The 24,821-nt window shown below is 71.4% G+C and carries 30 protein-coding genes; 8 read left to right on the forward strand and 22 right to left on the reverse strand.

The features are described 5' to 3' along the window. Positions 1 to 15 precede the first annotated feature (15 nt). Genes EDD30_RS37665 through EDD30_RS37685 form a run of 5 tightly spaced genes read right to left on the reverse strand, consistent with a single transcriptional unit; the run spans position 16 to position 4,421 of the window. Positions 16 to 1,467 (reverse strand): SCO6880 family protein, encoded by a 1,452-nt coding sequence (locus EDD30_RS37665; protein WP_071804516.1) that lies wholly within the window; start codon positions 1,465 to 1,467, stop codon positions 16 to 18. Then, entirely contained in the window at positions 1,464 to 2,864 is a 1,401-nt protein-coding gene (locus EDD30_RS37670) for a hypothetical protein (protein ID WP_071804635.1), read from the reverse strand. The genes EDD30_RS37665 and EDD30_RS37670 overlap by 4 nt, the downstream gene beginning before the upstream one ends. Further along, on the reverse strand, positions 2,864 to 3,604 hold the full coding sequence (locus EDD30_RS37675) for a DUF8175 domain-containg protein (protein WP_071804514.1): 741 nt from the start codon (positions 3,602 to 3,604) through the stop codon (positions 2,864 to 2,866). Before EDD30_RS37675 ends, EDD30_RS37670 begins: the two co-directional genes overlap by 1 nt. 41 nt (positions 3,605 to 3,645) lie before the next feature. After that, positions 3,646 to 3,951, reverse strand: a complete 306-nt coding sequence (locus EDD30_RS37680) for a hypothetical protein (protein ID WP_084556262.1) — start codon at positions 3,949 to 3,951, stop codon at positions 3,646 to 3,648. Then, complete coding sequence (locus EDD30_RS37685) at positions 3,948 to 4,421, reverse strand: DUF6668 family protein (RefSeq protein ID WP_244945702.1); 474 nt, start codon at positions 4,419 to 4,421, stop codon at positions 3,948 to 3,950. Before EDD30_RS37685 ends, EDD30_RS37680 begins: the two co-directional genes overlap by 4 nt. A 482-nt stretch (positions 4,422 to 4,903) precedes the next feature. Between EDD30_RS37685 and EDD30_RS37690 the strand changes: the two genes are divergently transcribed. Together EDD30_RS37690 and EDD30_RS37695 are read left to right on the forward strand one after the other, a co-directional pair. Next, positions 4,904 to 5,263, forward strand: coding sequence for a hypothetical protein (locus EDD30_RS37690; protein WP_123678923.1), 360 nt, complete (start codon positions 4,904 to 4,906; stop codon positions 5,261 to 5,263). Next, positions 5,260 to 6,462 carry a M23 family metallopeptidase gene (locus tag EDD30_RS37695; protein ID WP_071804663.1) on the forward strand — a complete coding sequence of 401 codons (1,203 nt, stop codon included), beginning with the start codon at positions 5,260 to 5,262 and terminating at the stop codon, positions 6,460 to 6,462. Before EDD30_RS37690 ends, EDD30_RS37695 begins: the two co-directional genes overlap by 4 nt. Positions 6,463 to 6,554: 92 nt before the next feature. Here EDD30_RS37695 and EDD30_RS37700 read toward each other — a convergent pair whose 3' ends face one another. Beyond that, complete coding sequence (locus EDD30_RS37700) at positions 6,555 to 7,805, reverse strand: tyrosine-type recombinase/integrase (RefSeq protein WP_071804665.1); 1,251 nt, start codon at positions 7,803 to 7,805, stop codon at positions 6,555 to 6,557. A 176-nt stretch (positions 7,806 to 7,981) separates the two neighbouring features. On the opposite strand from EDD30_RS37700, the gene EDD30_RS37705 reads away from it, so the two are divergent. Further along, positions 7,982 to 8,308, forward strand: a complete 327-nt coding sequence (locus EDD30_RS37705; RefSeq protein WP_071804666.1) for a hypothetical protein — start codon at positions 7,982 to 7,984, stop codon at positions 8,306 to 8,308. A 64-nt stretch (positions 8,309 to 8,372) separates the two neighbouring features. Here the strand turns inward: EDD30_RS37705 and EDD30_RS37710 are convergent, their stop codons facing one another. The 16 genes from EDD30_RS37710 to EDD30_RS38585 all read right to left on the reverse strand — a co-directional run bounded on the left by EDD30_RS37710 (position 8,373) and on the right by EDD30_RS38585 (position 19,484). Further along, on the reverse strand, positions 8,373 to 9,503 hold the full coding sequence (locus EDD30_RS37710; RefSeq protein ID WP_071804668.1) for a hypothetical protein: 1,131 nt from the start codon (positions 9,501 to 9,503) through the stop codon (positions 8,373 to 8,375). Continuing rightward, entirely contained in the window at positions 9,500 to 9,679 is a 180-nt protein-coding gene (locus tag EDD30_RS37715; protein ID WP_071804670.1) for a hypothetical protein, read from the reverse strand. The genes EDD30_RS37710 and EDD30_RS37715 overlap by 4 nt, the downstream gene beginning before the upstream one ends. Positions 9,680 to 9,683: 4 nt before the next feature. After that, positions 9,684 to 9,941 carry a hypothetical protein gene (locus EDD30_RS37720; protein WP_211277741.1) on the reverse strand — a complete coding sequence of 86 codons (258 nt, stop codon included), beginning with the start codon at positions 9,939 to 9,941 and terminating at the stop codon, positions 9,684 to 9,686. After that, positions 9,938 to 10,357, reverse strand: a complete 420-nt coding sequence (locus EDD30_RS37725; protein WP_071804672.1) for a hypothetical protein — start codon at positions 10,355 to 10,357, stop codon at positions 9,938 to 9,940. Before EDD30_RS37725 ends, EDD30_RS37720 begins: the two co-directional genes overlap by 4 nt. A gap of 5 nt (positions 10,358 to 10,362) precedes the next feature. Continuing rightward, the gene (locus EDD30_RS37730) at positions 10,363 to 10,887 is read right to left on the reverse strand and encodes a Pycsar system effector family protein (protein WP_123678925.1); all 525 of its coding nucleotides are present in this window, start codon (positions 10,885 to 10,887) and stop codon (positions 10,363 to 10,365) included. An 85-nt stretch (positions 10,888 to 10,972) separates the two neighbouring features. Then, entirely contained in the window at positions 10,973 to 11,680 is a 708-nt protein-coding gene (locus EDD30_RS37735) for a hypothetical protein (RefSeq protein WP_071804674.1), read from the reverse strand. Between the two features lie 93 nt (positions 11,681 to 11,773). After that, positions 11,774 to 13,816 (reverse strand): ATP-binding protein, encoded by a 2,043-nt coding sequence (locus EDD30_RS37740; protein ID WP_071804676.1) that lies wholly within the window; start codon positions 13,814 to 13,816, stop codon positions 11,774 to 11,776. Positions 13,817 to 13,907: 91 nt separating this feature from the next. Next, complete coding sequence (locus EDD30_RS37745) at positions 13,908 to 14,942, reverse strand: hypothetical protein (RefSeq protein ID WP_071804678.1); 1,035 nt, start codon at positions 14,940 to 14,942, stop codon at positions 13,908 to 13,910. After that, positions 14,942 to 15,409 (reverse strand): hypothetical protein, encoded by a 468-nt coding sequence (locus EDD30_RS37750; RefSeq protein ID WP_071804681.1) that lies wholly within the window; start codon positions 15,407 to 15,409, stop codon positions 14,942 to 14,944. Before EDD30_RS37750 ends, EDD30_RS37745 begins: the two co-directional genes overlap by 1 nt. Before the next feature lie 16 nt (positions 15,410 to 15,425). After that, complete coding sequence (locus EDD30_RS37755; protein WP_123678926.1) at positions 15,426 to 15,845, reverse strand: hypothetical protein; 420 nt, start codon at positions 15,843 to 15,845, stop codon at positions 15,426 to 15,428. 71 nt (positions 15,846 to 15,916) lie between these two features. After that, positions 15,917 to 16,333, reverse strand: coding sequence for a hypothetical protein (locus EDD30_RS37760; protein WP_071804685.1), 417 nt, complete (start codon positions 16,331 to 16,333; stop codon positions 15,917 to 15,919). Further along, complete coding sequence (locus EDD30_RS37765; protein WP_244945703.1) at positions 16,333 to 17,757, reverse strand: coiled-coil domain-containing protein; 1,425 nt, start codon at positions 17,755 to 17,757, stop codon at positions 16,333 to 16,335. The genes EDD30_RS37760 and EDD30_RS37765 overlap by 1 nt, the downstream gene beginning before the upstream one ends. Continuing rightward, positions 17,754 to 18,002 (reverse strand): hypothetical protein, encoded by a 249-nt coding sequence (locus EDD30_RS37770; RefSeq protein WP_071804687.1) that lies wholly within the window; start codon positions 18,000 to 18,002, stop codon positions 17,754 to 17,756. Before EDD30_RS37770 ends, EDD30_RS37765 begins: the two co-directional genes overlap by 4 nt. Then, positions 17,999 to 18,445, reverse strand: a complete 447-nt coding sequence (locus EDD30_RS37775) for a hypothetical protein (RefSeq protein WP_071804689.1) — start codon at positions 18,443 to 18,445, stop codon at positions 17,999 to 18,001. Before EDD30_RS37775 ends, EDD30_RS37770 begins: the two co-directional genes overlap by 4 nt. Then, positions 18,442 to 19,101 (reverse strand): GGDEF domain-containing protein, encoded by a 660-nt coding sequence (locus EDD30_RS37780; protein ID WP_170047222.1) that lies wholly within the window; start codon positions 19,099 to 19,101, stop codon positions 18,442 to 18,444. The genes EDD30_RS37775 and EDD30_RS37780 overlap by 4 nt, the downstream gene beginning before the upstream one ends. 71 nt (positions 19,102 to 19,172) lie before the next feature. After that, positions 19,173 to 19,484, reverse strand: coding sequence for a hypothetical protein (locus tag EDD30_RS38585; RefSeq protein WP_143162632.1), 312 nt, complete (start codon positions 19,482 to 19,484; stop codon positions 19,173 to 19,175). A gap of 216 nt (positions 19,485 to 19,700) precedes the next feature. Here EDD30_RS38585 and EDD30_RS37785 point away from each other — a divergent pair, with 216 nt between their 5' ends. The 5 genes from EDD30_RS37785 to EDD30_RS37805 all read left to right on the forward strand — a co-directional run bounded on the left by EDD30_RS37785 (position 19,701) and on the right by EDD30_RS37805 (position 24,787). Next, positions 19,701 to 19,901, forward strand: a complete 201-nt coding sequence (locus EDD30_RS37785) for a hypothetical protein (RefSeq protein ID WP_071804693.1) — start codon at positions 19,701 to 19,703, stop codon at positions 19,899 to 19,901. After that, a complete protein-coding gene (locus EDD30_RS37790) occupies positions 19,901 to 20,461 on the forward strand; it encodes a DUF6879 family protein (protein WP_071804695.1) in 561 nt (186 codons plus the stop codon). The genes EDD30_RS37785 and EDD30_RS37790 overlap by 1 nt, the downstream gene beginning before the upstream one ends. 21 nt (positions 20,462 to 20,482) lie before the next feature. Next, positions 20,483 to 21,337 carry a helix-turn-helix domain-containing protein gene (locus EDD30_RS37795; RefSeq protein WP_071804697.1) on the forward strand — a complete coding sequence of 285 codons (855 nt, stop codon included), beginning with the start codon at positions 20,483 to 20,485 and terminating at the stop codon, positions 21,335 to 21,337. Between the two features lie 215 nt (positions 21,338 to 21,552). Next, on the forward strand, positions 21,553 to 21,837 hold the full coding sequence (locus tag EDD30_RS37800) for a DUF6879 family protein (protein ID WP_071804699.1): 285 nt from the start codon (positions 21,553 to 21,555) through the stop codon (positions 21,835 to 21,837). A 625-nt stretch (positions 21,838 to 22,462) separates the two neighbouring features. Next, positions 22,463 to 24,787 carry a hypothetical protein gene (locus tag EDD30_RS37805; protein ID WP_123678927.1) on the forward strand — a complete coding sequence of 775 codons (2,325 nt, stop codon included), beginning with the start codon at positions 22,463 to 22,465 and terminating at the stop codon, positions 24,785 to 24,787. Positions 24,788 to 24,821: the final 34 nt, after the last annotated feature.

The following is a 24,821-nucleotide window of genomic DNA, read 5'->3' on the forward strand; positions in this document are numbered from 1 at the left end:
AGGGCCTCCCTCGCATCAGAACGGGATCGTGGCGTGGGTGGGCAGCACGACCCCGGCGGGCAGCCCGGCGGCGAATGCCGCGGCCTGCGCGCCGTACATCGGGCGCAGCACCATGCGGGCCTCGGCGGCGCGGGAGGCGATCAGCCGGTCGGCGTGTGCGAGTTCGTCGACGCTGTCGACGGTGGCGGTTACCAACAGGGTGAAGCGGACCATGCCGGCCCCGGCGGCTTCTTCCTGCGCGGCCTGCTCGGCGGCTTCCAGGTCGGCCAGGTCGCGGGCCGACGGGCGGGCCTTCTTGCTGGCGTTGAACCGGGCGTCGCGTTTGTCGCTCTCCACCAGGCGCACCGCCTCCGCCGGGGTGTACGGGCGGTAGAGCAGCGTGACTCTTTTGCGTTTGAGCTGTGGGTCCGGGTCGGTCAGCCGGGAGAACGTGTTGGAGAAGGTCACGCCGCGCGGCGCCTCCACCATGCCCCAGGTTCTGCTGACGCCTGAGTCGTGGCGGTAGGAGTCCCAGGACTCCTTGGTGGCGACCGGCCCGGCGGCGTCCCAGGGCGGGGCGGCGCCCGGGTCGCGGGCGAGTTCCAGCGCGACGGCCGGGTCGTAGGCGGCGCGGACCACCGCGGCCAGGCCGCGCGGGCTCATCGGCTGCACGCCGCCCGCCCCGGCGGCCGACAGGCCGGTGTGCAGGGCGGGCAGCCGGGACGCCACCTCCCGGCAGATGTCCTCGTGAGACATCGTGCGTCGTCCCGGCGGGGCGGTGTAGGTCAGGCTGACTCGGGTTTCGACCATCGCGGCGCCGGCGGGGTAGGTACGCACGACCTCGTCCAGGACCTGCCGGGCCAAATCGGGGGCGTGCGGGCTGGTCGTGGTGGCCACCTCCGCGGCGAGCTGGGTGCCCGGGTCCGGGGTGGTCTCCACGGTCACGGCGGCCTGGACCAGGCCGGGTTCGCGGGCCAGGGTGTCGAGCCAGGCGGCCAGGTGCGCCACCCGGTGGTCGATCACCGACTGGTCGACCAGGTCGCGGCCCTCGGGTGAGCAGCGCAGGGTGACGGTGTAGTGGCGGCTCTGCGGGATCACGACGACGCCGAGGTTGCCCGCCCGGCCGGTTTCCACCGTGTAGACCTCGGAGCGGGCCAGGATGCCGGGGAGCTGGTGGTGGCCGGTGACCCGGGAGGCGACCCCGGAGCGGTAGAGGTGCTGACGGCGCGAGTGCCCGCGCCACCAGGCGATGTGGGCGGCGATGACCTGTAGTCCGGTGCGGCCGTTGACCCGCACCGCCAACGGGGCCAGGACCACCACGCCGATCAGGGCGGTGGTCAGGGCGTGCAGGGTCGAGACGGCCAGCATCGCCACGGCCAGCAGGCCGATGCCGAACATCGCGAGGGTGCCGGCCGGGCCGAGCCCGAGCAGGCCCGCCCCGGTGCCGCGGCGCCAGTTGCCGTAGGTGCGTGGCTTGGTGGTCGTCACTGCTGTTCACCTTCTTCGGCTGCTCCACTGGCGGTCCCGCCGACCTTGCGGACCACGGCGGGTCCGGCCTTGGCGGCCGCGGTGCCCACGGCGATCGCGGCGCCGGCGGGCCCGGCCGCGGCGGCTGCCCCACCGGCGGCGCCGGCGCCCGCGGCGGCACCGCCGCCTGCTGCCGCACCCGACCCGACGCTCGCCCCACCACCGGCCGCCGCCGGAGCGCCGCCACCGCCCGCGGCCCCGGCGGCACCGCCGGCCGGGCCTCCCGTGCTCCCGGGGGCGCCGCTGCCGGCACCGGGCGAGGCGCCGGCGGGTCCGCGCTGACCGGCGGGATCTGCGCCGCCCGGGCCACCGGCCGGGCCGGATTCGCCCGCGCCGGAACCGCCCGGGCCAGGACCGATGGCAGCGGGCCGACGCGCGTCCGCGCCGGCTGTTCCGGTGGTGCCGGTCGGCGCGGACGGCTGCGGGCCCCCGCCGCCGCTGCTGCCGCGGGCGCCGGATAGGCGCACCGCGCCGCTGGCCACGACACCGGCCCCGGACGCGGCAGCGGCTCCGGCCCCGCCGCCGCCCGCGCCGACGAGGGCGGTGATCGGCGCGAGCAGGCGCAGCAGGGCGGGCAGGGCGACGATCGCGGAGGCGATGACCACGATGCCGGTCAGGACCGTCTCGAGCGACTGACCGGTGCCGACCATCCAGAACGCGCCGGCGTAGATCGTGGCCGCGACCGGCTTGTAGAGCAGGGCGGCGCCGAGCCACGACAGGTAGCGCGCCAGGGTGGCGTTGCCGCCGTCGGTCATGCTCGCCGCGGCGGGCAGCGGCGCCAACCCGGCGAGCAGGATCTTCAAGCCGCCCACGGCAATGCTGATGAACATCTGGACGATCGACACGATCACGCAGAGCAGCGCGATGGCGATGATGGCGAACTGGGTCAGGCCGGGGATGGCCGCGGTCGGTGCGAACAGCGCTACCCGCTCATCGAGGCCGTCACCGACGGACTGGTTGATGATCCAGCGGGAGTAGCCGTCGCCGAACTCGGTCAGGGCGATGACGACCGGCACGGTGAGGCTGGTGACCAGCACCAGCTTGCCCATCCCCGCGGCGGCGTTGACGCCGTCTTGGCCGTTGCCGGTCAGCACCATGCGCGTCGCGGCGACCAGCAGCGCGCACACCGCGATGGCCGTCATGATCCAGTAGGTGTAGCGGCGCAGGTTGTCGACGACGTCGGTGTTGTCCATGATCGGTGACGGGGCCATGATCCAGCCGGTGACCAGAGTCTTGACCGCCCAGCCGGCGGTCTCCACCATCACCTCGGCGACCTTGTCGAAGATGGCGGTGACGCCGTCGGTGATGACGTCCTGGATCGGGTTACAGGTCGGGTCGACGACCGGGATGCACGCCATCAGCGGCTGCCCCACTCGACGACCCCGGTCAGGTCGGGGGCCGGGCGGCTGACCGACAGCCACGAGCCGCCGGGCGGGGCCACCATCTGCCAGTCGTCGCCGCGCCACTGCAGCGTGGTGGTGACCACGTGATAGCGCGACGCGCCGGTGCCGGGCGCGCGGTAGACCAGCCCGATGACCGCGGTGTCCGGGGTGTACGACTGGTAGATGTAGCCGGCCAGGGGGCTCAGCTCGCCCGGCTCGGCGGGCTGGTCGGGCACCGCACGGAGGGTGGCCAGCAGCTTGTCGCGGTCGGCGCCCGCGACGAACTGGCGCTGCACGGTCGGCTCCCACGAGCCGCGGCCGGCGGAGAACGCCGCGCGGGCGGCGAGCTGCGCGGCGGCGATCAGCGCCCCCTCTGGAGTGCGGGCGTAGCCGGAGGCCACCCCACCGGCGACCGTGCGCGGACCGGCCGACGCGCTCACCGGCACCGAGTGCTGCCCGGCCAGCTGCCACGTCACGTCCTCCGGCGCGCGGGTCGGCACTGCGGTGGGCAGTACCGACGAAGCGGTCGGCGCCGCCGCGGGAGCCTGCCCCGGCGCCGCGGGCGCGCCCGCCGGTCCGGAGTCCGGCTCGTCACCGGAGGACCACACGGCGACGCCGATGCCGAGCAGCACCACCAGGGCCAGGAAGACCGCCGCGAGCACGAACCGCGGCCGGGTCCACGGCGACGGGTCGGCGAAATCGGTCTCGTCAGACATCAGGTCCTCCCCGTGGTGAATCGGTGTCGGTTGGGCGTGGTTCAGGCCAGCGCGTCGATGACGTTCGGGATGACGCCGGCCAGCACGCAGGCGGCGAGGAAGATGCCGAGCTTGCCCATCTGCGCGTCGTCACCGCGCTGGTGCGCCAGGATCATGCGACCTGCGATGATCAAGCCGCCCAGTACTGCCGCCGCCGTGAAGATCCACTTCCCCCACTCCAGGATGGTGACGATCTTTTCGCTGCCGGGCGGGGCTGTCCCGTCACCCGGGTCCGGCGCCGCGGCCAGCACCCCGCCCAGGGTCTCGCCGTTGCTGATGAGCACGTCGTGTGCCATCTGGAGGATCATGGCGCTCCTACCTCATCGTTCAAGATCTTCTGGAATCTGTGCCGTACCGCCTCCACATCGGGCGGAACACCGACGTCGAGGGGGTTGTCCGCGGCCAGCAAGGCGTCCACCCAGCCGACCCGCAAGATCGTCGGCAGCCAGCCGCCGAGCAGCTGCAGCCGCTCCGTCACGACCTTCGGTGGCCGCTTCGGCGACGCGGCGACCACGACCAGGCCCAGCACCCGCACGTTGGCGACCGCCCGGGCACGCCACTGCTCCGCCGCCCCGGTGGCGGCGCGCAACCCCGACGCCGAACCACGCGCGACCAGCACCACGGGCTGGATGCGCCAGTCCGGCGGCACCTGCGGCCACGCCGCACCCATCTCCGCGCCGAGATTGGTCATCGTCGCCAGCGTCGTCACGCCCGCACCACCGTGGCACCCGACCCACCACAGTGGCGGCAGCCCGGACTCCAAAACCTGCTGAGGCATCGGCGCGCTATGCAGAAATGGCACCGGCATAGTCGTTCGAGAATGCGCCAACGTCACCGCCGCCACGGCCGCCTTCGCAATCTGTCAGTAATCAAGATGCCCTCCCCCGACGGCATTTGTGACGATCAAGGTACTGACAGTAGCAGCGGGGTACGACAAGATCGAGGGTATTTGGGTGGCTCTGAGCAGCAGAAAGGTAGACGCGCCGCCGCAAACCGTCGATATTGGACATTCCTAGCTTTCGGGGGAAAAGGAACATGTCACGCAATTTCGACCGTTCACTTTTGCTTGCCGGATCGCGCATCGGCAGATCTGTTGCCGCCATTTCCGCTGTCGTTGCTCTCCAGGTCATTCTGGGATGCGGCGCGCGCGATTCCGGGCCTGACGCGGTCGCCCGGCCCGCGCCGACGCCGGCGTCGGCAGCCGCGCCGACCGCCAACGACACGCCCCGGTCGGTCCTGCCGCCCCGGCCGGCCGCCAGTGTGGAACCGCCCGGCCACGACGACCACGCCGCGCCGACCAAGTCCGCGAAGGCCTCCGCCGCACCCGCGGTAGCGGCAGGATTCGCGAAGGCCTGGGTACGCCGCGAGCTGCCCGCCCAGCAGTGGCACGCCGGGGTCGCCCGCTGGTGCGAGCCGGGCTTCGCCAAGCTGCTCACCACCACCGACCCGCGGAACCTGCCGTCGACCCGGGTCACCGGTAAGCCCAAGGCGGTCCGCGCCCCCGCCAACCGCAGCGCCGAGTACACGGTGGCCACCGACAGCGGCACGCTGAGCGTGGTCCTCACCGACTGGCAGGGCACCTGGCGAGTCACCGGCAACGCCTACGAGCCGCGCCCATGAAGACAATCAAGCGCAGCACTGCCCGGATCGCTGTCACCCTCACGGCGATCGTCGCCGTGTTCGCCTCCTGCATCATCGGGGTGCCGCTCATGGTCGCCCTGACCAAGGCCGCCGAGGCCTCGGTGTGCGGCCCGCTACCGATCGGCGGCGCGGTACCCGCGGCGTCCGGGCCCGGCTTCGCCACCTGGGACGCCCGGCAGGTCAACAACGCCGCGATCATCGTCTCGGTCGGCAAGCAGAAGGGCGTGCCCGCCTGGGGCTACGTCGTCGCCCTGGGCACCGCGATGCAAGAGTCGACGTTGTTGAACCAGGCCAACGACAACCCGCGGTGGCCGCAAGTGGTGGCGCTGAGCATGGCGCTGCCCCACGAGGCCGTCGGCCACGACCACGACAGCGTCGGGCTGTTCCAGCAACGCCCCAACGAGGGCGAGCTCGGCGCCGACGGCTGGGGGCCGGTCAGCGAGCTGATGACCCCGAGCACCTCCGCCCGCAAGTTCTACGATCGGCTGGTCCAGGTGCCCGGCTGGGAGCAGATGCGTCTCACCGACGCGGCCCAGGCGGTCCAGCGCTCCGGCACCCCCGAGGCGTACCAGCAGTGGGAGCAGCAGGCCAAGGACCTCGCCGCGCACGTGCTCGCCCTGCCCAACATCGACGTCATCGGCGGCGGCGGCCCGGCCGCGCCCTGCGGCCCCGGCCAGTTCGGCCCCGTCCCGGTCGGCCCCGGCGGCTGGGTCCAGCCGGTCGACAAGCGGCTTGTCGTCGGCTCCCCGTACGGCCCGCGCGACGGACGCCTACACGCCGGCGTCGACATCGTCGGCGCGAACATCCGCCACCAGCCCATCCGCGCCGCCGCCACCGGAACCGTCATCACCGAGATGTGCAACGCCTCCACCGGCAACTGCGACCGCGACGGCGGCCTCGGCGTCATCGGCTGCGGCTGGATGATCGAGATCCGCCACCCCGGCAACGTCGCCACCCGCTACTGCCACATGGCCCAACGACCCTCCGTACGCAAAGGCCAAACCGTCACCGCCGGCACCGTCATCGGCGTCGTCGGCAGCAGCGGCAACAGCAGCGGCCCCCACCTGCACTACGAAGTGCATACCGGCATCGCCGCCGGTGCCTTCCCCGCAGATCCCAGCTCCATCGACCCCGTCCCGTTCATGGCCGTCCAAGGTGCGGCCCTCACCACTGGCTGACCCTCTGGGGGTTCTCGTCTTTGCTGGGGTGTCGGCAAGGAGCGTGTCACCAGCCGCAAGCCCGTGCCTCCTCAGGCTGCGAACTTCCCGGCTCAATCGGCGTGCAGCACGGCGAGGTGTCGGTCGTAGCGGCGGGTGGTGCGCGGGTCGGCGTGGCCGAGGAAGCCCTGCACGTCGCGCAGGGTGGCACCGTCATTGAGGGCCGCGGTTGCAGCGGCGTGGCGCAGGCTGTGCGGGGACAGATGTTCGGCGGCGGACAGTTGCGCGGCGCGGGCCAGTCGGCGCACCAGCGCGAACGCATACGCCTGACGCAACCGGGCGCCGCCGCTGGTCACCAGCAAAGGGCCAGGGGTCAGCGGGGGCAGCTGCACCAGCAGCTCGGGCGCCAGCGGGGCGTCGTGCATCAGGGTGGCGTGCACCTGCTTGCGCAGGTTCATGAGGTGCCGCCAATAGCCGAGGGCGCGACGCTCCCACGCATCCGGGGTGGGCGGCACGCCACGTGCGGCGGTGGACGCGATGTGGTCAGCGATGGCTTCTTCCAGGCCGCGTTGGTGGTCGTCCAGTTTGCGGTACAGGCTGCTCAACGCGCCGGGGCGGCTCAGCCGCCGGGCCCGCAGGTAGGCATCGAGGTCTCGGCCCAGCGCCGGCGGGATCGGCAGCTCCCGGAGACGCCCACCCTTGCCGGGAACGGTGAGGGCGCGGTGCCCGTCGTGGTGGCGTAGGTGCGTCAGGTCCAGGGCTATAGCCTCGCCGACGCGCGGGCCCAGGGTGGCCAGCAGGGCGATCAGGACGCGGTTGCGGGCCGCGACCGCGTAGCGGGGCTGCCAGGGCAGGGCTGCGCCGGACCGGTCGGCGGCTGCGGCGCCCAGCAGTGCCTGCACCTCGGCGACGGTGAGCCCGACGGTGGAGGAGTGATCGCGGTCCACCGGCGGCCGGTCGACGGTGGCGACGGGGTTGCGCTCGGTGAGGTCATGCTCGGTGAGGTAGGCGTACCAGCTGGGCAGGGCGGCCAGCCGACGGCGCAGGGTGGCCGGGCTCGGTGCCGGGGTCTGCTCGCGCAGGCTGGCCAGGTAGAGGTCGACGTCGCCGCTGCGGGCCTGCCGGGGGTCCAGGCCGTGGCGGTCGGTCCAGGCCAGATAGTCAGCCAGGTCACGGAAGTAGGCGCGGCGGGTGTGCGGCGAGCGGCGCGCGGCCAACCACGCCGCAGTGACGGTGTGCGGGCTCCACCGGGTGCCCGGCTCGCCAACGGGCAGAGGCAGGGCCGCGACCGCCGCAGCGATTCCCGTGCCGGGGTGGCTCGGCGAGTCGGCGGCGTTGCGGGGCCGCACGGGGACGGTGGCCACTCCGACAGGCTACGGCCGCAATCCGACGGTGGCCCGGACCGCGACGCACTGGTGATAACCGCGCGATTATCACCATGTCTATTCGGTTGCCGGCTGGATGAGCAGGGCGACTCCCGCATGGTCAGTGACGGCTCCACCAGGGAGCCGTTGCACTGACCGAAAGGACCCCGGCCCTAATGACCTCGACCTCCACCGCCTCGATCCGCGCCGTCTGGATCGGCTTCGCACTGCTCACTGGCATCCTCGTCGGTGCCGCCACCGGCCTGCTTTCCCACGTCGGTGGCGTGCCGGCGCCGCTGGCCGTCGTCGCCGGCGGCAGCGCTTGTGGAGGCGCCATCTGCCTCGTCCTCTACCTCGTCCGCTACGCCACCGGCGACGAAGACATGAGACACACCTGCTCGTTTGCGGCTCGTGACACGTCCCTTACCAACACCTCGCGTCGCTGCCTCGGCGATCCAGGAATACTGCAGGGTCCGAATACCGCCGTGTCCCAGCACGGATGATGACGCGGCGAGGCCCGGACCGTGCCCGGACCGTGCCCGGTCCGGGCCTCGTGTGGTGCGGCGTTCAGCGGTCGGTGTTGCGGTGGCGAGCGGCGCGAGCGAAGGCGCGGAGTTTCCCGGCGAGTTCGCGGGCGTCGGTCGCGGTGTGCCGGGCGCTGTACTGCTGCCACAAGTTGGAGTCCGGATCGTCGGTGCCCTCGACCGCGGTTACCACGACGTGCAGCTCGCCCGCGGCGTCCGGCGAGATGTCGAGCCACACGGTGCCGTCGTCGCCGCCGGCGGTGACGGTGGCGCGGGCTCGTACGGCGTGCCGGGTCTGCGGCGCGTTCAGGGTCGGATCCGCCTCGATCAACAGCTTCAGCAGCTCGCCGGTGGAGAGCGGGAACTCCTCTTCCTCGCCGACCGCGATGCGCTGGCGCCGGTCGGCGCGGTCCTCCTGCAGCAGCAGTTCGAGGCGCTGCCGGGCGCGGGTGTGCCGGGTCGGCTCGGGCGGCCGGTACCCGGACTCGATCATCTCGGCCAGCTCGTCGAGATGATCGGCGGCGGTGTCGGCCTCATCCGGCGCCAGCGGCGGCGCGCAGTAGAGCTGCCCGTCCGGCTCTCTGCTGGTCACCGGGTGGTAGCCGTTCTTCGGGGTGGCCACCACGACGAACGCCAGGGGCTCGTCCGGCAGGTGGATCAGGGCGAGTTCCGTACCGACCGGGCCGGCGCCGGTGACCCGATCCGTGGCGAAGCAGCTCTCGTCATCGGCGTAGCCGAGCACGTCCTCGACCTTGATCCACCGGCCATCGACGGCGCGCGGTTGGTGCGGGTCGCAGTGGCCGCGGCGTGCCGGGGCGGGCGGCTCACCAGTCATGGACGTCTCCTGCTCGGCGGGTCGATGGGGCTGACTGAAGGCGGCATCGCCGGTGAGAAACGTCTTGTCGCCGGAGTCCGGTGCCTGGTCATACGCCTGCTGGACGGTGCATTGCTTGCCCAGCTCGGCGGCGTGCGCGGCCGCGGCTGCCGCGGCTGTGGCGAACGCGTCCTGCATGGTGTGGCCGCTGTCCAGCCCGGCGCCGGTGACCCCGCGGGCGGCGAGCTGGGCCAGGTACTGCTGCCCGCTGTCGGCGCCGTGCTGACCGGCTTCGGCGGCCAGGTGCGCCGCGTAGGCGATCGACTGGTCGAGGCCGACGACCTCCGGGCCGGGGCTCACCGGACGGGCTCCGGGCGGTGCCGGTAGGCGGTGGTCATCAGGATGTCAGTTTGGTCCTGCTGCCCGTCGCGGGTCCAGATCCGTACGCCCTCGCGGTGCAGGGTGTAGCGGACGTCGGCGTAGTGGGTGCGGGTGTCGTCGTGGTGCACCACGGTCAGCGCATCGGCGTGCAGCATCGCGTCACGCTCCCAGGTGGAGCGTGGTCAGCCAGGTGGCCAGCTCGCCGTCGCGCACGTACAGCTCGCCGAACCGGTCGTCCGGACCCTCGGCGGCGGCGAGCAGCCGGCGCGCCTGCCCGATCGCCGCGGCGATCCCGTCCGCGGTGAAGAAGGCCAGCATGGCGGCGCTGTCGGGGTCGGGGCCGGTCACGATCTCCAGCCGGAACGTGTCGACGCTCAGCATGTCGACGCTCGGGGCGGGGCAGAAGGTTGTCGTCATCGCGGCCCTCCGGGGTTGCGCACGGTGATGGTGACGGTGACCGGGGTCAGCGGCCCGCAGCCGTGTTCGGGGTCGTCCTGGCCGTACCGGCTGCCGCAGGCCTCGCAGGCGTAGGCGCCATAGCTGCCCAGCACCCGGGCGGCGGGCTGGGCCGGGGCAGGCCTCGCCGAGCGCCGGCGCGGTGCCGCAGGCCGTGCCGGTGCCTGCGCGATCTCGGTCAGCAGCTCCGGGTCGGCGAGGGTCATCCACAGGGGCCGCCGGTCGACCGGGGCGGGCCGCACCGGCCGGGCCGGGGTGCGGTAGCGGATACCCATCGGCACCGGCGCCGCCGGGATCAGCCGTTGGCCGTGGGCGGCGCGCAGCAGCCGTGCCCGGGTGTCGGCGCTCATCGTGCTGGACGCTGGGGTGTTGGTCATCGCGCTCACCGGCCCAGCGCGGCGAGGACGGCGGCGAGCAGGGTCTGCGCGGTACGGATCCGGGCGAACTTGCGGTGCAGCGAGCGCGACAGCCAGTGCAGCTGCTCGGCGCCGGCGAGGTGGATGTGGCTCGGGCTTTGCTGTTCGACGCTCAGGGCGGCCAGCACGTCGCGGCCGCTAGCGGCAAACGCCCAGCGCACGAAACCGTGGCTGCCGCCCAGGTTGGGGCGCACCGCGGCACTCAACAGCACCACGGCCGCGCCGAGCAGGCCGGCGGCGATCCAGCCGACCAGCGCGGCCGGGCCGGGCAGTTTCCCGGCGCCGAGCAGGGCCAGCCCCGCGACCAGCAGGCCGCTGGTCAGGGCCATCAGGGTGCCGGCCTTGGTGTCGACGCGGGCCTCGATGCCGCGCACCGTGGCGGTCTCGGTATCCAGCCGCACGGCCAGGTCGTGCTCGTCGAGCAGCTCGTACACCTGCGGCGCGGACCGGCGGACGGTGGGTGTGGAGTCGGGGCGGGTGGGGTCGGGCATGATGACGGTGCCTCTCTGAGGTGGTGGGCGGCCCCGTTATTGCTGGTCAAGGCGGTCGGGGCCGCCCGCGTACGTGCGGGGAGGGTTAGTAGGGCACGTTTGTGGCCAGCAGGTCGTCCTCATGCGACGCCGGACGGGTGTCGGCCTCGACGCCCGGGACGCGGCGCCGCGGCCGCGGGCGTGCGACGTCGGCGATCCGGATGCGGCGGGCGTAGGCGGGCAGCGACAGCAGCAGCCACACCGCGGCGATGAGCCCGGCCGCGGTGCCCTGCGCCCCCGGTGCGGCGCCGGCGTACGCGGCGGCGGCGCTCAGCGCGCCGATCACGGCCCAGCCGATCCGGGCGTACGTCGAGCCGAGCAGCGCGAACACGTACAGGCCGGTGGCGGTGACCAGCCAGGTCATCCACAGGTCGCCGCCGGTCGCGGGCAGTCCGGCGGTGTGGGTGTCGAGGTAGTGGCGCACCGGCTCCGACAGGGCGTGCAGGACCGGCCCCTCGGTGATCCAGGTGGCGAGCCGGGCCAGGCCGTCCCCGGTGGCGTCGCCCGCGGCGGCGATCCCGGAGACGATCGCGCGCAGGATGACCCAGAGCAGCCACAGCAGGGTGCCGGCGAAGATCAGCAGGGCCAACCAGAGCGGCAGCAGAGACCAGTTCTCGCGCAGCCAGCGCACGCCGCGGTGGTGGCGCAGCAGTCCGGGCAGCTCGCGCAGGGTGCGCAGCCAGCGCGGCGTCTCGCGGGGTTCGGGGTCGGTGAGCAGGACGAGGTGCTGGTCGCCGGGGGTGTGGGTGTCCACGGTGGTTCTCCTTCGGTGCGGATCGGTGGAAAAAGGGCGTGCGGGGGTAGGGCCGGGTCGCGCGGGGCGACCCGAGCCGGGGCGGGATCGTGGTTAGGCGGCGGAGGCGGTGGCCTGGTAGCGGCCGTATCCGGCCTTGGTGATGGCGCCGGCCTTGTCGAGGTCGGTGAGCAGGTTGTAGACCTGGCTGGAGCTGTAGCCGGTCGCGGTGATGATCTCCTTCGGGCTACTGTGACCTGCGGTGATGGCGTCGAGGACCTTGCGCTGCCCGGCGTTCAGCTCCGCCGGACGCGCACTGCTGGTGCTGGTGGCGGGCTGTTCCCAGAACTTCGCGACCCGGCGGACCGGCGGGTGCGCGTCGCCGAACTCGACGACGTCGACGGCGTCGCGGGCGGCTGCGGCGGCGTCCATGTGCTGTTCCAGGGCCTCGATCTCGTCGAGGTTGCCGGCGTCGGCCATGGCGAGGAGCATCTCGTCGGCGAAGCGCTGCTCGGCGGCGGCCTCGTGCCGGCGCGCGTAGTGTTTGCCGGCCATGTTGGCCTGCCGCGCGGGCAGGGTGCGCCAGGTGATCCGCGCAGGCCAGTAGGCGGCCAGGTCGTCGCGGACCCAGTAGCCGCGGAACGGCGCCGAGCGGGCGCCCTCGTCCGGGTCGGCCAGGTAGGCGTAGCCGGGCAGCTTCGGGAACGCCCTCGGGTTGATGTCCACCCCGAACACGTTCTTCGCGTTGGAGGTCTTGGAGCGCAGGATCACGCCGTTACCGGAGAGCAGGCAGGAACGCAGCGTGTCAGCGAGGTTGCCGGCGCCGCCGAAGGCGTCCAGCGTCGGTGATTGCGAGGCCAGGATGAGCGCCACACCGACCTTGCGGCCCTCGCGGGCGATGGTGCACATGAGCCGCTGGATGGGGCCGGCGAGCAGCGGGTTCTCCAGCGCGCTTAGCGGCTTGTGGCACTCGTCGACGATGACCAGCGTGCCGGGCCGGGTCGCGGTGGGCGTGAACCCCACCAGGCGGGCGGCCCGGTTCTCCACGCCGTTGATCTTCATGACGCGTTCCGCCGCGAAGAGCATGTTGTAGATGCCCTCGTTGGTGGTGGCCACGTAGTCGGCGTGCTCGACCAGCATCGGGGAGCTGTCGCCGTGCTGGCCGTCGCCGTACCAGATGATCGTCGGGTGCGAGGTGCTCGCGGCGCAGGACAGGGCGATCTGCTCGGTCATCCGGGACTTGCCGGAGCCCTGCGCGCCCTGCAGGTAGCCACCCCACATGGAGTCTTGGGTGTAGACCCGCCAGCGCGCGCAGCCCTCGCCGTCGGCGAACGGGCCGAGGATCACCGAGCCCCGGGCGCTGTCGAAGCCGGCTTCCGGTCCGGGCCAGATCTGCGGCTTGGCGGCCGGGGGCCGGGTGACGATCGTCAGCAGCGCCGCCGGGGCGGGCCGCTCGGGGTGGACCTCCACGATGACGTCCTGGCCGGGCATCAGCCGCAGCCCGGAACGCAGCGTGGTGACCGCGGCGCGGACCTGATCGACGGTGTGCGCGCCGGGCACCAGCTCGAGCACGTACCGGTAGCCGGCCCTGATGATCTGCGGCTCGGTCAGCCGCGACCCGGCGAACTGCTTGCTCTTGCCGGCCAGGTTGTCGTGCCACCGCTGCATGTAGATTTCCTGGTCGCCGAGCTCGTGCAGGACGGGCCGGCCCGGGTCGACGCCGGGGCCAATGCGGTGCTCACGCCACCACAACAGCGACAGCCCGGCGCCGAGCACGCTCAGGCAGGTGAGCGCGCCCCAGCTCATCCCGTACGCGCTGATGTAGGTCAGCCACGAGGCGCCCAGGTACAGCGCGGCCAGCAGCCGGTGGCGCTGCTTGCGGCTCAACTTGAGGCGCTTACCGGTGACGGTCGCGGCGACCACCGCGACGGTGAACGCGGCCCCGGCGACGCCGTAGGCGATCTGCGCGTCGGCGGCGGTGGCGTGCTGCGCCACCCGGATTGCGCCGGCGGCGACCAGCAAAGCTGCCATCACTGCCCACGGGGTGAGCTGCGCACCCAGCCCAGCCTCGGGCAACTCCGGCGCACCCACACCCGCCATCTCGGTGGTGGGCTCGTCGACGAGCTGCTCGCTGCTGGGGTGGGTCGTGGTGGTCACCGGATACCTCCGCGGGATCTGCGAGGGGAAACAAGGTGCGGTGCGGGGGTCGGGCGGCGCGGCCAGTCCGCCCGACCCCCGGGGTGAAGGGCTAGCGGCCCTCGGTCTGGAACTGCTTGTCGCCGGCGTCGGGCGCCTGGTCGTACGCCTCCTGGACCGTGCGCTGCTTCTCCAGCTCCGTGGCGTGCGCCTCGGCCGCCACCCGCGCGCCCTCGAACGCGGCCTGCATGTCGTACGCGGACTGCAGGCCCTGCCCGGTGACCTTGCGCTGGGTCAGGTGCCCGATGTAGCCCTCGTTACCGGACATCTCGTGTTCCCCAGCGAACGCGGCCAGGGAGCGGGCGTAGTTGATGGACTGGTCAAGGCCGGTGACCTCGCTGGTGACCTCGGTGCTCACGATGTCCTCCTGGGATTTGGTGGGGAACGGGTAGACCGTCGCCGTCGGACCGTCCTCCGGCACGGGGCGGGGCGAGTCGTGCTGCTCCGGGATCGGCGCCCCGCCGGGCTCCGATCCGGACGTCTCCACCGGTGCCGAGGCCCCGAGATCTGAGCCCTTGGTCATGACCTGCGGGGCGGTCAGGGTCGGCACCTGCGAGCCCGGCTCGACGAGCTGCACGCCCTCGGCCGGGCGCATCTGGGTGTCCAGGCACCGGTGCTGACCCGCGGCCCGGGCCGCCTCCTGCTCGGTGTCGAAGTCGAAGCCCTTGCCCGGACACTTCGGGTTCCGGCACGACCAGGACCACTTGCCGGCGTACGCATGCGCGGGGAGCTTGCCGTCGTGCACGACGTCCCCGGCCTGCTCGCCCGGCTCCTGGTCGTCGCGCTCGGCGACCGGCTCGTCCTGCTCCTGCTGCTCGGCCTCGGCGAGCTCGCGGGCCTTGCGCTTCTCGTCGGCCTTACGCCGGCGCCAGTCCGTCTGCGCCTGCAGGCCGTCGGAGAGCAAGTCGTTGAACCAGTCCCGGCTGCCGTAGCGAGGCTGCGCCGGGACGGCCTGCCCGGCCGCCTTCGCCTTGGCCTTCTTCAGCTCATACCGCGGGTTCGGGGTGCCCTTGACCGCGTGCGACACGTCCATCGCGGCGTTCTTCAACACCCAGATGATCAGCCAGAAAAGGGCGACGTCGAACATCACGCCACCCCGCCGGCCTTCGACTTCTTGACCACCCGGCGGGCCATGATCAGCGCGGCGGCGATGCAGCCGATGGCCAGTCCGGTGCCCGAGTCGGTGATCCACTCGGCGAGCCACCCGTCGATCAGGTCGAGCAGTGAGCGGCACCAGCCCGAGACCGTGTCGCCGAGCTTGGCCTCCACGCTGGCCGCCAGGGTGGGCGTGGTCAGCGCCGACCAGATCGCCCACTGGTTCGGGACCAGGTCGATGAAGACGTCCACGAAGACGGCGACCACCATGCCCGCCAGCAGCACCGGCGGGATCCACTCCCACGGCCACAGGTGCAGGAAGCCCTGGATGAACCGGCCGATGAACATCTCCGGACACAAGGTGCCGCCGACGACGGCGATGCCGAACGAGACCCAGGCCAGGCCCTTGATGCCCTTCTGCTGCACGGCCCGGATGGCCGCCTTGGTGCCCTTCGCCATGATCGCTCTCTCCTTCTCAGAGCAGGACCCAGGCGAGGACGCCCAGGACAGGACGGATGAGGTGCTCGGCGGCCCACGGCCCGGGGCCGGTGGAGATCAGCAACTTCCACAGCAGGTAGACCGGGATCGCCCGGCCGGGCCGCTGCCAGATCCACTCGACGTAGCGGCACACGACGGTGACCGGCAGGCCGACCAGCCGGTACCAGCCGATCCCGAGGTTGCGCAGCAGCCCTGCGGTGCTCGACGTCCAGGCGCCCCAGCGGGCATAGCGGCGCAGCTCGGCCACGCTCGCCGGGGCCTCCGCAAGCACGGACGGCGGCGTCAGGTACTCCCGCAGCCACCCGAGCCCGGCCCGCAGTTGTTTACGCAGCGTGGCCGTCCAGGAGTGGAGACTCGACTGGAGACTGGAGACTTTCGGCGCCTCCACTTCGACCAAGTCCGATACGGGGACACTTTCGGAGTCTCCACTGGAGACTTGACGCCTACTTTCTGTCACCTGTTCGGTGGTCATGACGCGACCTCCGAGTCGGGCTGGCCGTCCAGTCCGGTGTTCTGATCGAATCTGGCCTTGGCCCGTCCGCTGGTTCGGATCCGATGGCAGTTGGCGCATACGACCTCGCATCGCGCGATTTCATCGTCGAGCCGTTTGATGGAGGCCCCGCTCGCGGCCAGCATCCCGACCGCGATCGTCTTCCCATGCTCGGGGAGGTGGTCGAAGTCGAGAGCATCAGGGTGCTTCCGGTATCCGCAGTCAGTGCAGCCGCGCTCCAGCTTGATTCGCTGGATGTGCTCGCGATTTCGTTGTTTTGCCAGTTCACGGCTCTGCGTGGCCCAGTTTCGCTGCCGAGCACGGGCCGCGGCCGGGTCGTAAGCCTCGGCCGCGAACGCGGACGCATTCGTGATCTGCTCGGTCGGATCGCTCATCACGCCGCCGCCTTCCCGTCAGTCAGCGCTAGGACCTGCCCGACCTCGCCGGCGATTTCCGCCGGGACAGCGCGCAGGACCTTGCCGATGGTGCGGTCGGAAATCTTGGTCATCTCGGCGAGCTGGGCCAGGGTGGCGTCCGGATAGGTCACCCGGGCGACCAGGACCGTGGCGACCTTTTCCGGTCGCACTGTCTCGACGACCGGCAGGTTTTCCGGCAGCCGGACCGGCACGGCGACCGGAAATTTCCGGTCCGGGCCGCGGCTGATTTCCGCCTTCGTTTCCACCTGCTCGCTCGCCCGGGCCAGTTGCCGGCGGACCCGCTCCAGCTCGTTGAGCAGCGCGGTGCGGGCCTGCTCTGCCTCGGCGAGCTGCTGCTCGGCGCACACCCGGGCGATCGACTGCCGCTCACCTGCCGCCCGCGCTTCCTCGAGCTGGGCACCCAGCGCGGCGACCTGTCCGGCCAGTTCCCGGGCCTGCCGCTGCGCCGTCGAGGCGGTGTCACCAACGGCGGTGAGCTGCTGCCGCAGGTCACGTTCTGCCTGCTCAGCCGCCATGCTCGCCTGCCGCACGGTCGCGGTGGCGCGCTGCTCGGCGGCCACCCTAGCCTCGGCGGCCCGGTCGGCGGCGTCGCGGGCCTCGGCCAGCCGGCCCTCCGCGAGACGGGCCAGCTCGGCCTGCTCGGCGGCGCGCTGCTGCGCGGCCCGAGCCGCCTCCACGGCGGCCTCGGTAGCCCGCTCGGCAGCGGAAATTTCCGCCTGCGCCCGGGCGGAAATTTCCGCCCGGATTTCCGCCTCGGTCTCCGCCTGCGCCTGCGCGGCACGCTCGACGTCGGCCCGGATTTCCGCCTCCCGGGCCGCCCGCGTTTCCGCCTGAGCGGTCTGCATTTCCGCCTCGGACGCGGCCGTCTCCGCGTTCTCCCGCGCCTGCATTTCCGCCTCGGCGCGGGTCCGGGTTTCCGCCAGCTCGCGGCGCACGGCGGCGGTGTCCGCGCGCGCCTGCCGCAACTCCTCGGCCTGCCGGGCCGCCTCGTCGTCCGCTGCGATCTCCTGCCGCGTCCGGCCAGTGAGGATTTTTACGCGGACGACCACGATCGGCGCGACGCACGCGACCGCCACCACCAAGCCCCAGGGCGTCTGCTCGCCCGCGGTGATGAAGACCGGCAGCACGTGCACCGCGACCTGGCAGAAGATCATCAGCAGCATGCCGACGACCATGTCCTTCCACCGACGCCGGTGGAACGCGGTGACCACGTACACGTCGAGCATCACCGGGAACATCCAGGCGATCCAGGGCGAGAAATGGGCCAGGATGGCCAGGTCGAACTCGCCCTTGGCGGTGAGGATCACCGCGGCAGCCATCGCGATCCACGCCGCGTCGATGCTCGGCTTGCGGCCCTGCTCGGCGGGTAGGGCCGTACTCATCGGGCACCGCCACGCGCCCGGGCGGCCGGCGACGGCACCCGCTCGTCAGCGATCAGGGCCTGGCCCCGCCCGTACAGCTCGCGGGCGATCTCGTCCTCCGCGCACTCCTGGTGACACGGCCGCCCGGAGGCGTCACGCATCCGGGTCGGCCCGTCACCCAGCCGGCACGGCCGCGCCTGCTTCGGTTCGTAGTGCCCCGGCGCGGTCCAGTCCAGATGAACCCGCACGATCAACTGCGCGCTCACCGGGCCACCTCGCCATCCGGGATGTGCATCCGGTTGCGCCGGCAGCGGTGTTCCTCAATCAACCCGGACAGCCACGCCGCGACCAGCAGGTACGCCGCAGCAACGCCGATCACGGCGGCCAGCAGCCACACCACGCCTTCGCCGAGCCGAGCGAGTATTGCGACCATCCCAGCGGCGGCCATCGCATATCCGGCCAGGCCGGCCGCCACTACCGGCAGCGAGACAGCAGTCCGCGGCGCAGCCGCGGGCCATCGCCCGTGCAGGCCGAAGAAGTCCCAGGCCGCCGAGCAGCTCGAACACCGGAAACCGTCGACCTGTTCCTGCAGGACGGTGTCGTCGATCGGGCAGTACGGACCCATCGTGTAGAGCCGGGCGTCCGGCGGGACCGGGAAGATCGCACGCCAGTCCGGGGACTCGATCGCGGTAGCGCGGACGGCGGTCATCGCGCGACCACCACCCCAAGCTCCGACGGGACCCGGTGCGGATGCATGTCACGCAGCCGCTGCGGCGGCCGGTAGGCCTCTCCCCCGGCGGCCCGTCGCTCGAGCGGCCCGAACTCCACCGCGGTGCCCCCGCCGGAGGCCTTCGCCCGGTACATCGCCACGTCCGCCGACCGCATCAGCGTCATGGGGTCGTCGCCCGGCATCACCTGTACCAGGCCGACGCTGGCCGTCACCTCCATGCGGATGCCGCTGTCGATGAGGAACGGCTGGCTCAGCACCGCGACCGCGTCGCGGGCCAGCATCATGGAGATCGCACCCACCGGTGAGGCGGCCAGAACGGCGAACTCGTCGCCGCCCAGCCGACCCACCAGATCCCCCGGGTGCACCACCCTGCAGAGACGACGCGCAGTCTCCACGAGCACCTGGTCCCCGGCGTCGTGGCCGTACCTATCGTTGATCAACTTGAACTCGTCCAGGTCGAGCAGGATCAGCGCCCACGAGTCGCCCGAGACCATCCGGGCGGTCAAGTCAGCCTCGATACCGCGACGGTTCGCCAGTCCGGTCAGCGCGTCGTGTCTCGCCTGATGCTCGGCCCGGCCGAGCTGGCGCCGAGCCTCGTCGAGCTGGCAGCGGGTCGTGGCCAACCTGCGGCGCATCCGTCGCAGGATCAACGCGGCTGGTAGCGCTGACGCGCTTAGACCGCTCACCGCGGCCAGTATCTCGGCGATCATGCGTTCACCGCCTTGGTCTGACGCGGCTGCGTTGACGCGAGCTGACCCACCTCCGCGCCGAGGCGCTCCTCGTTGGCCGACATCCGCCCGTGTGCACACAGAGACGGACGCCAGCCCTGGTTGATCAGGTCGGTGAGGAGATCAAGAAGTCGTTCCGCAAGAACGAGCTTGCGAGCCGCAGCCATGCGGTTTCGACGACTCCTGTCCTTCTTGCACTCAATGCATTCCGTGGCCGACTTGTAGAAGTCGCTGGCAAGACGATCACGGTCGCAGTTGCGACACGTGATGCTGATCGATTCGCGAGGCACCCGCTCCTCCTCCGCCGGGAACGTTCTCTCTTAAGGACTGTCGCACGCAGCGCAAGTGCATGCAAGTGCACATAGAATGAAGCTGCCAGATCCGCCGTTTCAGCAGGAAGGCCCCGCTCGGATCCGCCAATTGCGGCGGATCGGGCGGGGCCCTTGCGTGCACGTGCAGGAGACTGCAAAGATGCGAAGAGCGGTACCAGATCTGGGAGGAGACCCATGCGGACCTTGAAGTTCATGTGGAAGGACAGCGAATCGGTCGGCGGCAACTGCCCCGCCCTCTACGAGGTCGAAGACGGGTTCGTCGTGCAGGGCAAGGTGCTCCAGCCGGGCGAGATCGCCCAACTGCGTGACCTCGGCGAGGATGAGGTCGCGGTGTTCGTGCCCGCCAACGTTCTGAACCGGCTGGCCAGCCGCTGATGAACAACTCGATGTGGCGGGAGATCGGCAGCGGCGAGTTCTTCGCCGCGCTGCACGGTGCCGCAAGATCGGCTTTCCGGCTCGAACTTCAGCCCGCGTACATCGAGGACTATGAGCAGAGCCTTGTCGACCGCTGGGCGGTCGGCGAGTTCCAGGCTCCGACGGTCGTGCCTGAGCTTGCCGACTGGTTCAGTCGGATCGGAGAGCAGACCGGTCGCGGCGTACAGGTCGCCCGGGTTCGGGTCCAGGAAGATCCACCTACGCCGTATCAGCAGTTCGAGCGCTGGTGCGACGCCTGGAACGTGGGCGCCGGCGAAACCATCCGCTACATGACACGACAGCGCGCGCTCGACGTCGGCCTGCTGCCAACCGCAGGCGTCAACGGGGACTGGTGGCTGATCGACGACCAGCAACTCATCTTCATCAAGCATGACCCTGACGGCCGCCGACTGCAGTACCTAAGCACAACCGACGCGGCGACCGTTAGCCAGGCAGCGACGTGGCGGGATCTGGCGATCCGACACAGCGAGCTGAGCGACGCTCGGCCTGCAGCCGCCTAGCGATCAAGGACACCACGCACCATGAACCCCCTAGAAAAGGCTCTCGACGGGCCTGAAGGACTGCGAGCCCGCCTGCGCGAACTACGTGTGCGGGCGGGTAAGCAGCAGCAAGAAATCGCCGCCATCACCGGGTGGAGCCACTCGAAGGTCAGCCGCATTGAGTCAGGTAAGACCAAACCGAGTGCCGACGACGTACGCCGCTGGGTTGTCGCCGCAAACGGTCCGGAACAGGTCGCCGACGAACTCATCGACATCTTGGTAGACGCGGAGTCCGAGCATCGCAGCTGGAAAAGCGCGATGCGCGCCGGCCAGGGGCCGGTCCAGGCGGGCTACCTCGAACTGGCTCGCCAGTCACACACCATCAAGGATTTCGAATTGACGGCCGTGCCGGGGATGCTGCAGACCTCGGCGTACGCGCGGGCGATGTTTGACGAGATGGTCCGCCTGCACCAGCTGAACGTCGTGGACGTCGACAAAGCTGTGGCATCCCGGCTTGAGCGCCAGGAGCTGCTCTACACCGACCGCCGCTTCGAGTTCCTGCTAGCACAGCCGGTCCTCGAGTGGCTGCTCTGTCCACCCGATGTAATGCGCGCCCAGCTCACACGCCTGATTCCGGTGATCGGCATGCCCAACGTCCGGTTCGGGATCCTGCCAACACGGACACAGCTACGTCGGATTCCGCAAAACACCACCGCTGCCTTCATCGGCGAGGAGGAGACCGTCGTCGCGGTCGAAACCTTCGCGGCTGAGACCCACTATTACGGCACGCAAGCCGAGCAGTTCGTCGCTGCAATCGACGACCTGTGGGAAGACGCTGTCGAAGGCGAAGCGGCCAAACAACTCGTGGTTCAAGCCCGCGATGCGCTGCCTAGATGACGGTTGGCATCGGCTCAGAAACGTCGTACGGCGCACGTTGCCAGGACGGTCCCACGCAGCGACGACCGACCGCCCTAGCTGATCGGGAGGGGGTCCCAAGACGTAGTCATTGATCATGAGGCGAGCACTGTGAGCATCACGCAACATCGGGGCATGGATGCGCCAGGTGGCGGGTCCGCATAGTCGACTCTCCGATCACCGACTATCAGCGCTAGATGGCCTGGATGGACAAGTGGAACATCGAGGCCGGCGAGCAGATCGACTACCTGCAGCGAACCGACCTGGCCCAGACTTCGCCCGCTCCCTTTGATGCTGACTGGTGGCTGTTCGACGAAGCGACGCCGGACGCCCGAGTCATGATCATGCACTTCACCGAGACGGGCTATCGCCATCGCGTCGAGTTGGAGACCGAGCCTGCCACGGTCGCGGCTGCGGCAGCTTTCAGGCGGAAGGTAGTCGCGCTCGCACGCGGTCAGAGCGACGGACGTGCGGCTGCCTGACCTGGCGCAGCTCGGAGACGGAAGTCCGAACAGGACAGCCCGACTGACCAAGCACTGCAAGGCATGCATAGAAATTCGCGCGGATGACGGCGGCACCACGCACGAGATCGCCATAGCCGACGCGTGTCGATGCCCGGTTTCGAACGGGCCGCGCCGTATGATCCGTCGGACGCATCATGACCTGATCTTGGAGGGCCAGAAACCCCGACATCTAAGTCCATAAAAAAGCAAGCCCCAGACCCCAGTTCGTTTGGCCGCGAGTTCAGGGTCTGAGGCTTTCAGGCTCGGAGGAAAGAATAGCACCCACCCTCCGGGCTGGGTGCTTCTTCGTCTCCAGACACGCCCGGTGCGTGTCCGGTGGATGCTGCGCGCGCCCCGCCCGCGTCTCGTCGTTGCCCGTGTCCGGCGATGCCGGTGCCATGGCATCTGTTGCCACCTCGATTGTGGTCTCACCCAAGCTGACCTTGGGTTCTGTATGGGTTCCCGTGCGGGGTGCGCTCGGTGATGACGTGGGCGCCGCGTCATGACCGCCGTGATGGCGTACCCACGCTCCCGTGATGATCTTCACGGTTGGTGCGCGGCGTGTTATGCCGCAGGGCGGTTCTTGCCGGCGGTGGATGCGGGTGTGCAGGCGTGTCAGGCACATCTGCGGGTGCTGTCGGCGCGGGCGGTGGTGCCGGGGCAGATGGCGCTCGAGGTCGAGGTGCCCGAGGCCTTGCGGGTGCAGCATTGGACCGGACTGCGGGTGCGGTGCACCGATTGCCGGGCCCGCGGGAGCGGGGCGCCGCGGCTCGGGCTGCCGAATCGAGTTCCGGGTGATCCAAGCCCGCTGTGCCTGAGCTGCTGGCGCCGGCGTGAGCGGCGGACCCGCCACCGTGCGGGGCGGGGGCCGTCCCCGGTCGTGGTGGACGCCGCCGCGGTGGCGCGGCTGGCCTGCGAGGCGTGCGGTCGGTCGGACGGTGCGGGGGGCTGTTGGCGGTGCGGTGATCAGGCCACCTGGCTGGCGGCGGCGCGGGCGATGCATGAGGACGACCAGGCGCAGGCGGCGGCGGAGGCCGCCCGGGTCGATGATCTGCTGGCCGCGCATGAGGCGTCATTACGTGCGGTCCGGCGCGCGCAGCGGCGCCTGGATCAGGTGACCCGGTGGCGTCAGCGGGTAGCGCGGGTGGTGGCGGCGCAGGCCCGGCTGACCAAGACCGGCCCGCGCGGGCAGCTGCGGATCGCCCGGGGTCCGGGCCGGTGGGCCCGCGCGGCGTACCTGCTGGCGGACTTCCTCGCCCGCGATGCCGCCGAGCGGACGAGGCGGGGGCTGAGCCGGCGGGGCCGGCGGCCGCAGTACCCGCGGGTGGTGGCGGTGATGGCGGTGGCGGCGTGCTGCGAGTCGGGCCGCGGCTCGATGGCCGGTCTGTACTGGACGGCCCAGATGGCCGGCGTCGCCGAGCGCACGGTGACGACCGGGTGGGCCCGCACGGTCCAGCTCGGCTGCACCAGGCGTACCCGCAAGGGCCGGATCCTGGCGGTGGCGGAACGCCGCGCGCTCGGCCGGCCGCGGCAGCGCGCCGTCTACGACTTCCAGCCCCTGCACCGCTCCCCCGTGGCCGCGACGCCGTACCTAGGGGCGGCGGTTGCGCTGCTGGCGCAGCTGTTGCAGCGCGCCGGCGCGCTCGTGGACGAGTGCCAGGCGAAGCTGGACGAGGCGGTCGCGGCGGCGGCCGCGATCGAGGCCGAGGTCCTCGATGCGCGAGCCTGGCAGGCCGAGCGGCGCCGTGACGACCTGGCGCTGCAGGCGGCCGTGGATCCGGCATGGACCGTCGAGGCCGAGCAGGCAACGAAGACGGCGGTGCTAGCCCGCGGCCGGGCGAACCTGGCCGCGGCCCCGCCGGCCGACGCGATGGCTCGGGTGCCGCCGCAGGCGCGCCGGACGGTCCGCGACGCGGCCGCGGAGGCTGTGGATAACGCGTTTGACCAAGCAGGACGGTGGGCGAATTTCTGCGACCACTCCCCGAAGGGGTTCTCGAAGAGAATCTCTTCCGGTTTGTGGTTCTACAGGGGTCACCCTGCTACAGACGACGTCACCGCAGCCGAAACGCAGCGGCCTCACGGCCGGGGTACACACCACAACGGCGGCGCTTCGCGCCCAGCACCGACAAAGGACGAGGTCCGGCTCACAGGGTCTAGCCGTCCTAGGACGGCTTACAGAATGTGCTCCACACCGCCCCAGCGTCATGGCCGCTCAGCGGTCATGGGGTGGGCAAAGCCGTTGGCCAAGGCCTTGGCCAACGGCTGGGAGTACCTCGGGCGATTCCTGCAAGACGCCGACGACGGACGCCGCAATCCCCGCAACGCCGCCCGGGAACACGGCCGCCGGCTGGCCATGATCGCGGCCACGCTGGGCAGTCGTCTCGGCCCGGACTGGACCGCCGGCGACGTCGTGCACCTCGTCGAGCACTACGGCCTGACCGGCCGCCCCGCCGAACGACGGCAGGTCATCGCCGCGGGCGACGCCCACTCTCCACTGAGCTACCTGGCCCGGGCCCTCGACCGGGCACTCACCCACCCGACTGCGCAGGTGCCGCATCACTCCCCGGTTCGAGAAGCGTACGAACGCGAACTCCACGCCGCCGAACGGGCCACCATGGCCGCGCATACCGCGGCGCTACGCGCCGAGCTCGACCAGCGCGACGCCACCGCGGCCGCGGAACGATCCGGCCCCCGCGCCGGGCTCGCCGCCGCCCGCAAGGTCGCCGCCGGTGCGCAGGGTCCCGCCCGTGTCCGGTCCGGCGAGGTCGCCGACCGTGAGCAGATGGCCCCGGCCCAGGCCGAGCTCGCCGCTCGCGCGAGCCGGCCGACGGTCGATGATCGTGCAGGCTTCGTTGACTGGCCGACGGTCCACGAGCCGGGCAGCGGTCTCTCCCACCGTGTCCCTCGCTGCGCGGCAGGTCATCCGTAGACGACCTCGGAATCTGACATGTGAACCAGGTTGC

It is taken from the genome of Couchioplanes caeruleus, assembly GCF_003751945.1.
GTDB classification, from domain to species: Bacteria; Actinomycetota; Actinomycetes; order Mycobacteriales; family Micromonosporaceae; genus Actinoplanes; species Actinoplanes caeruleus.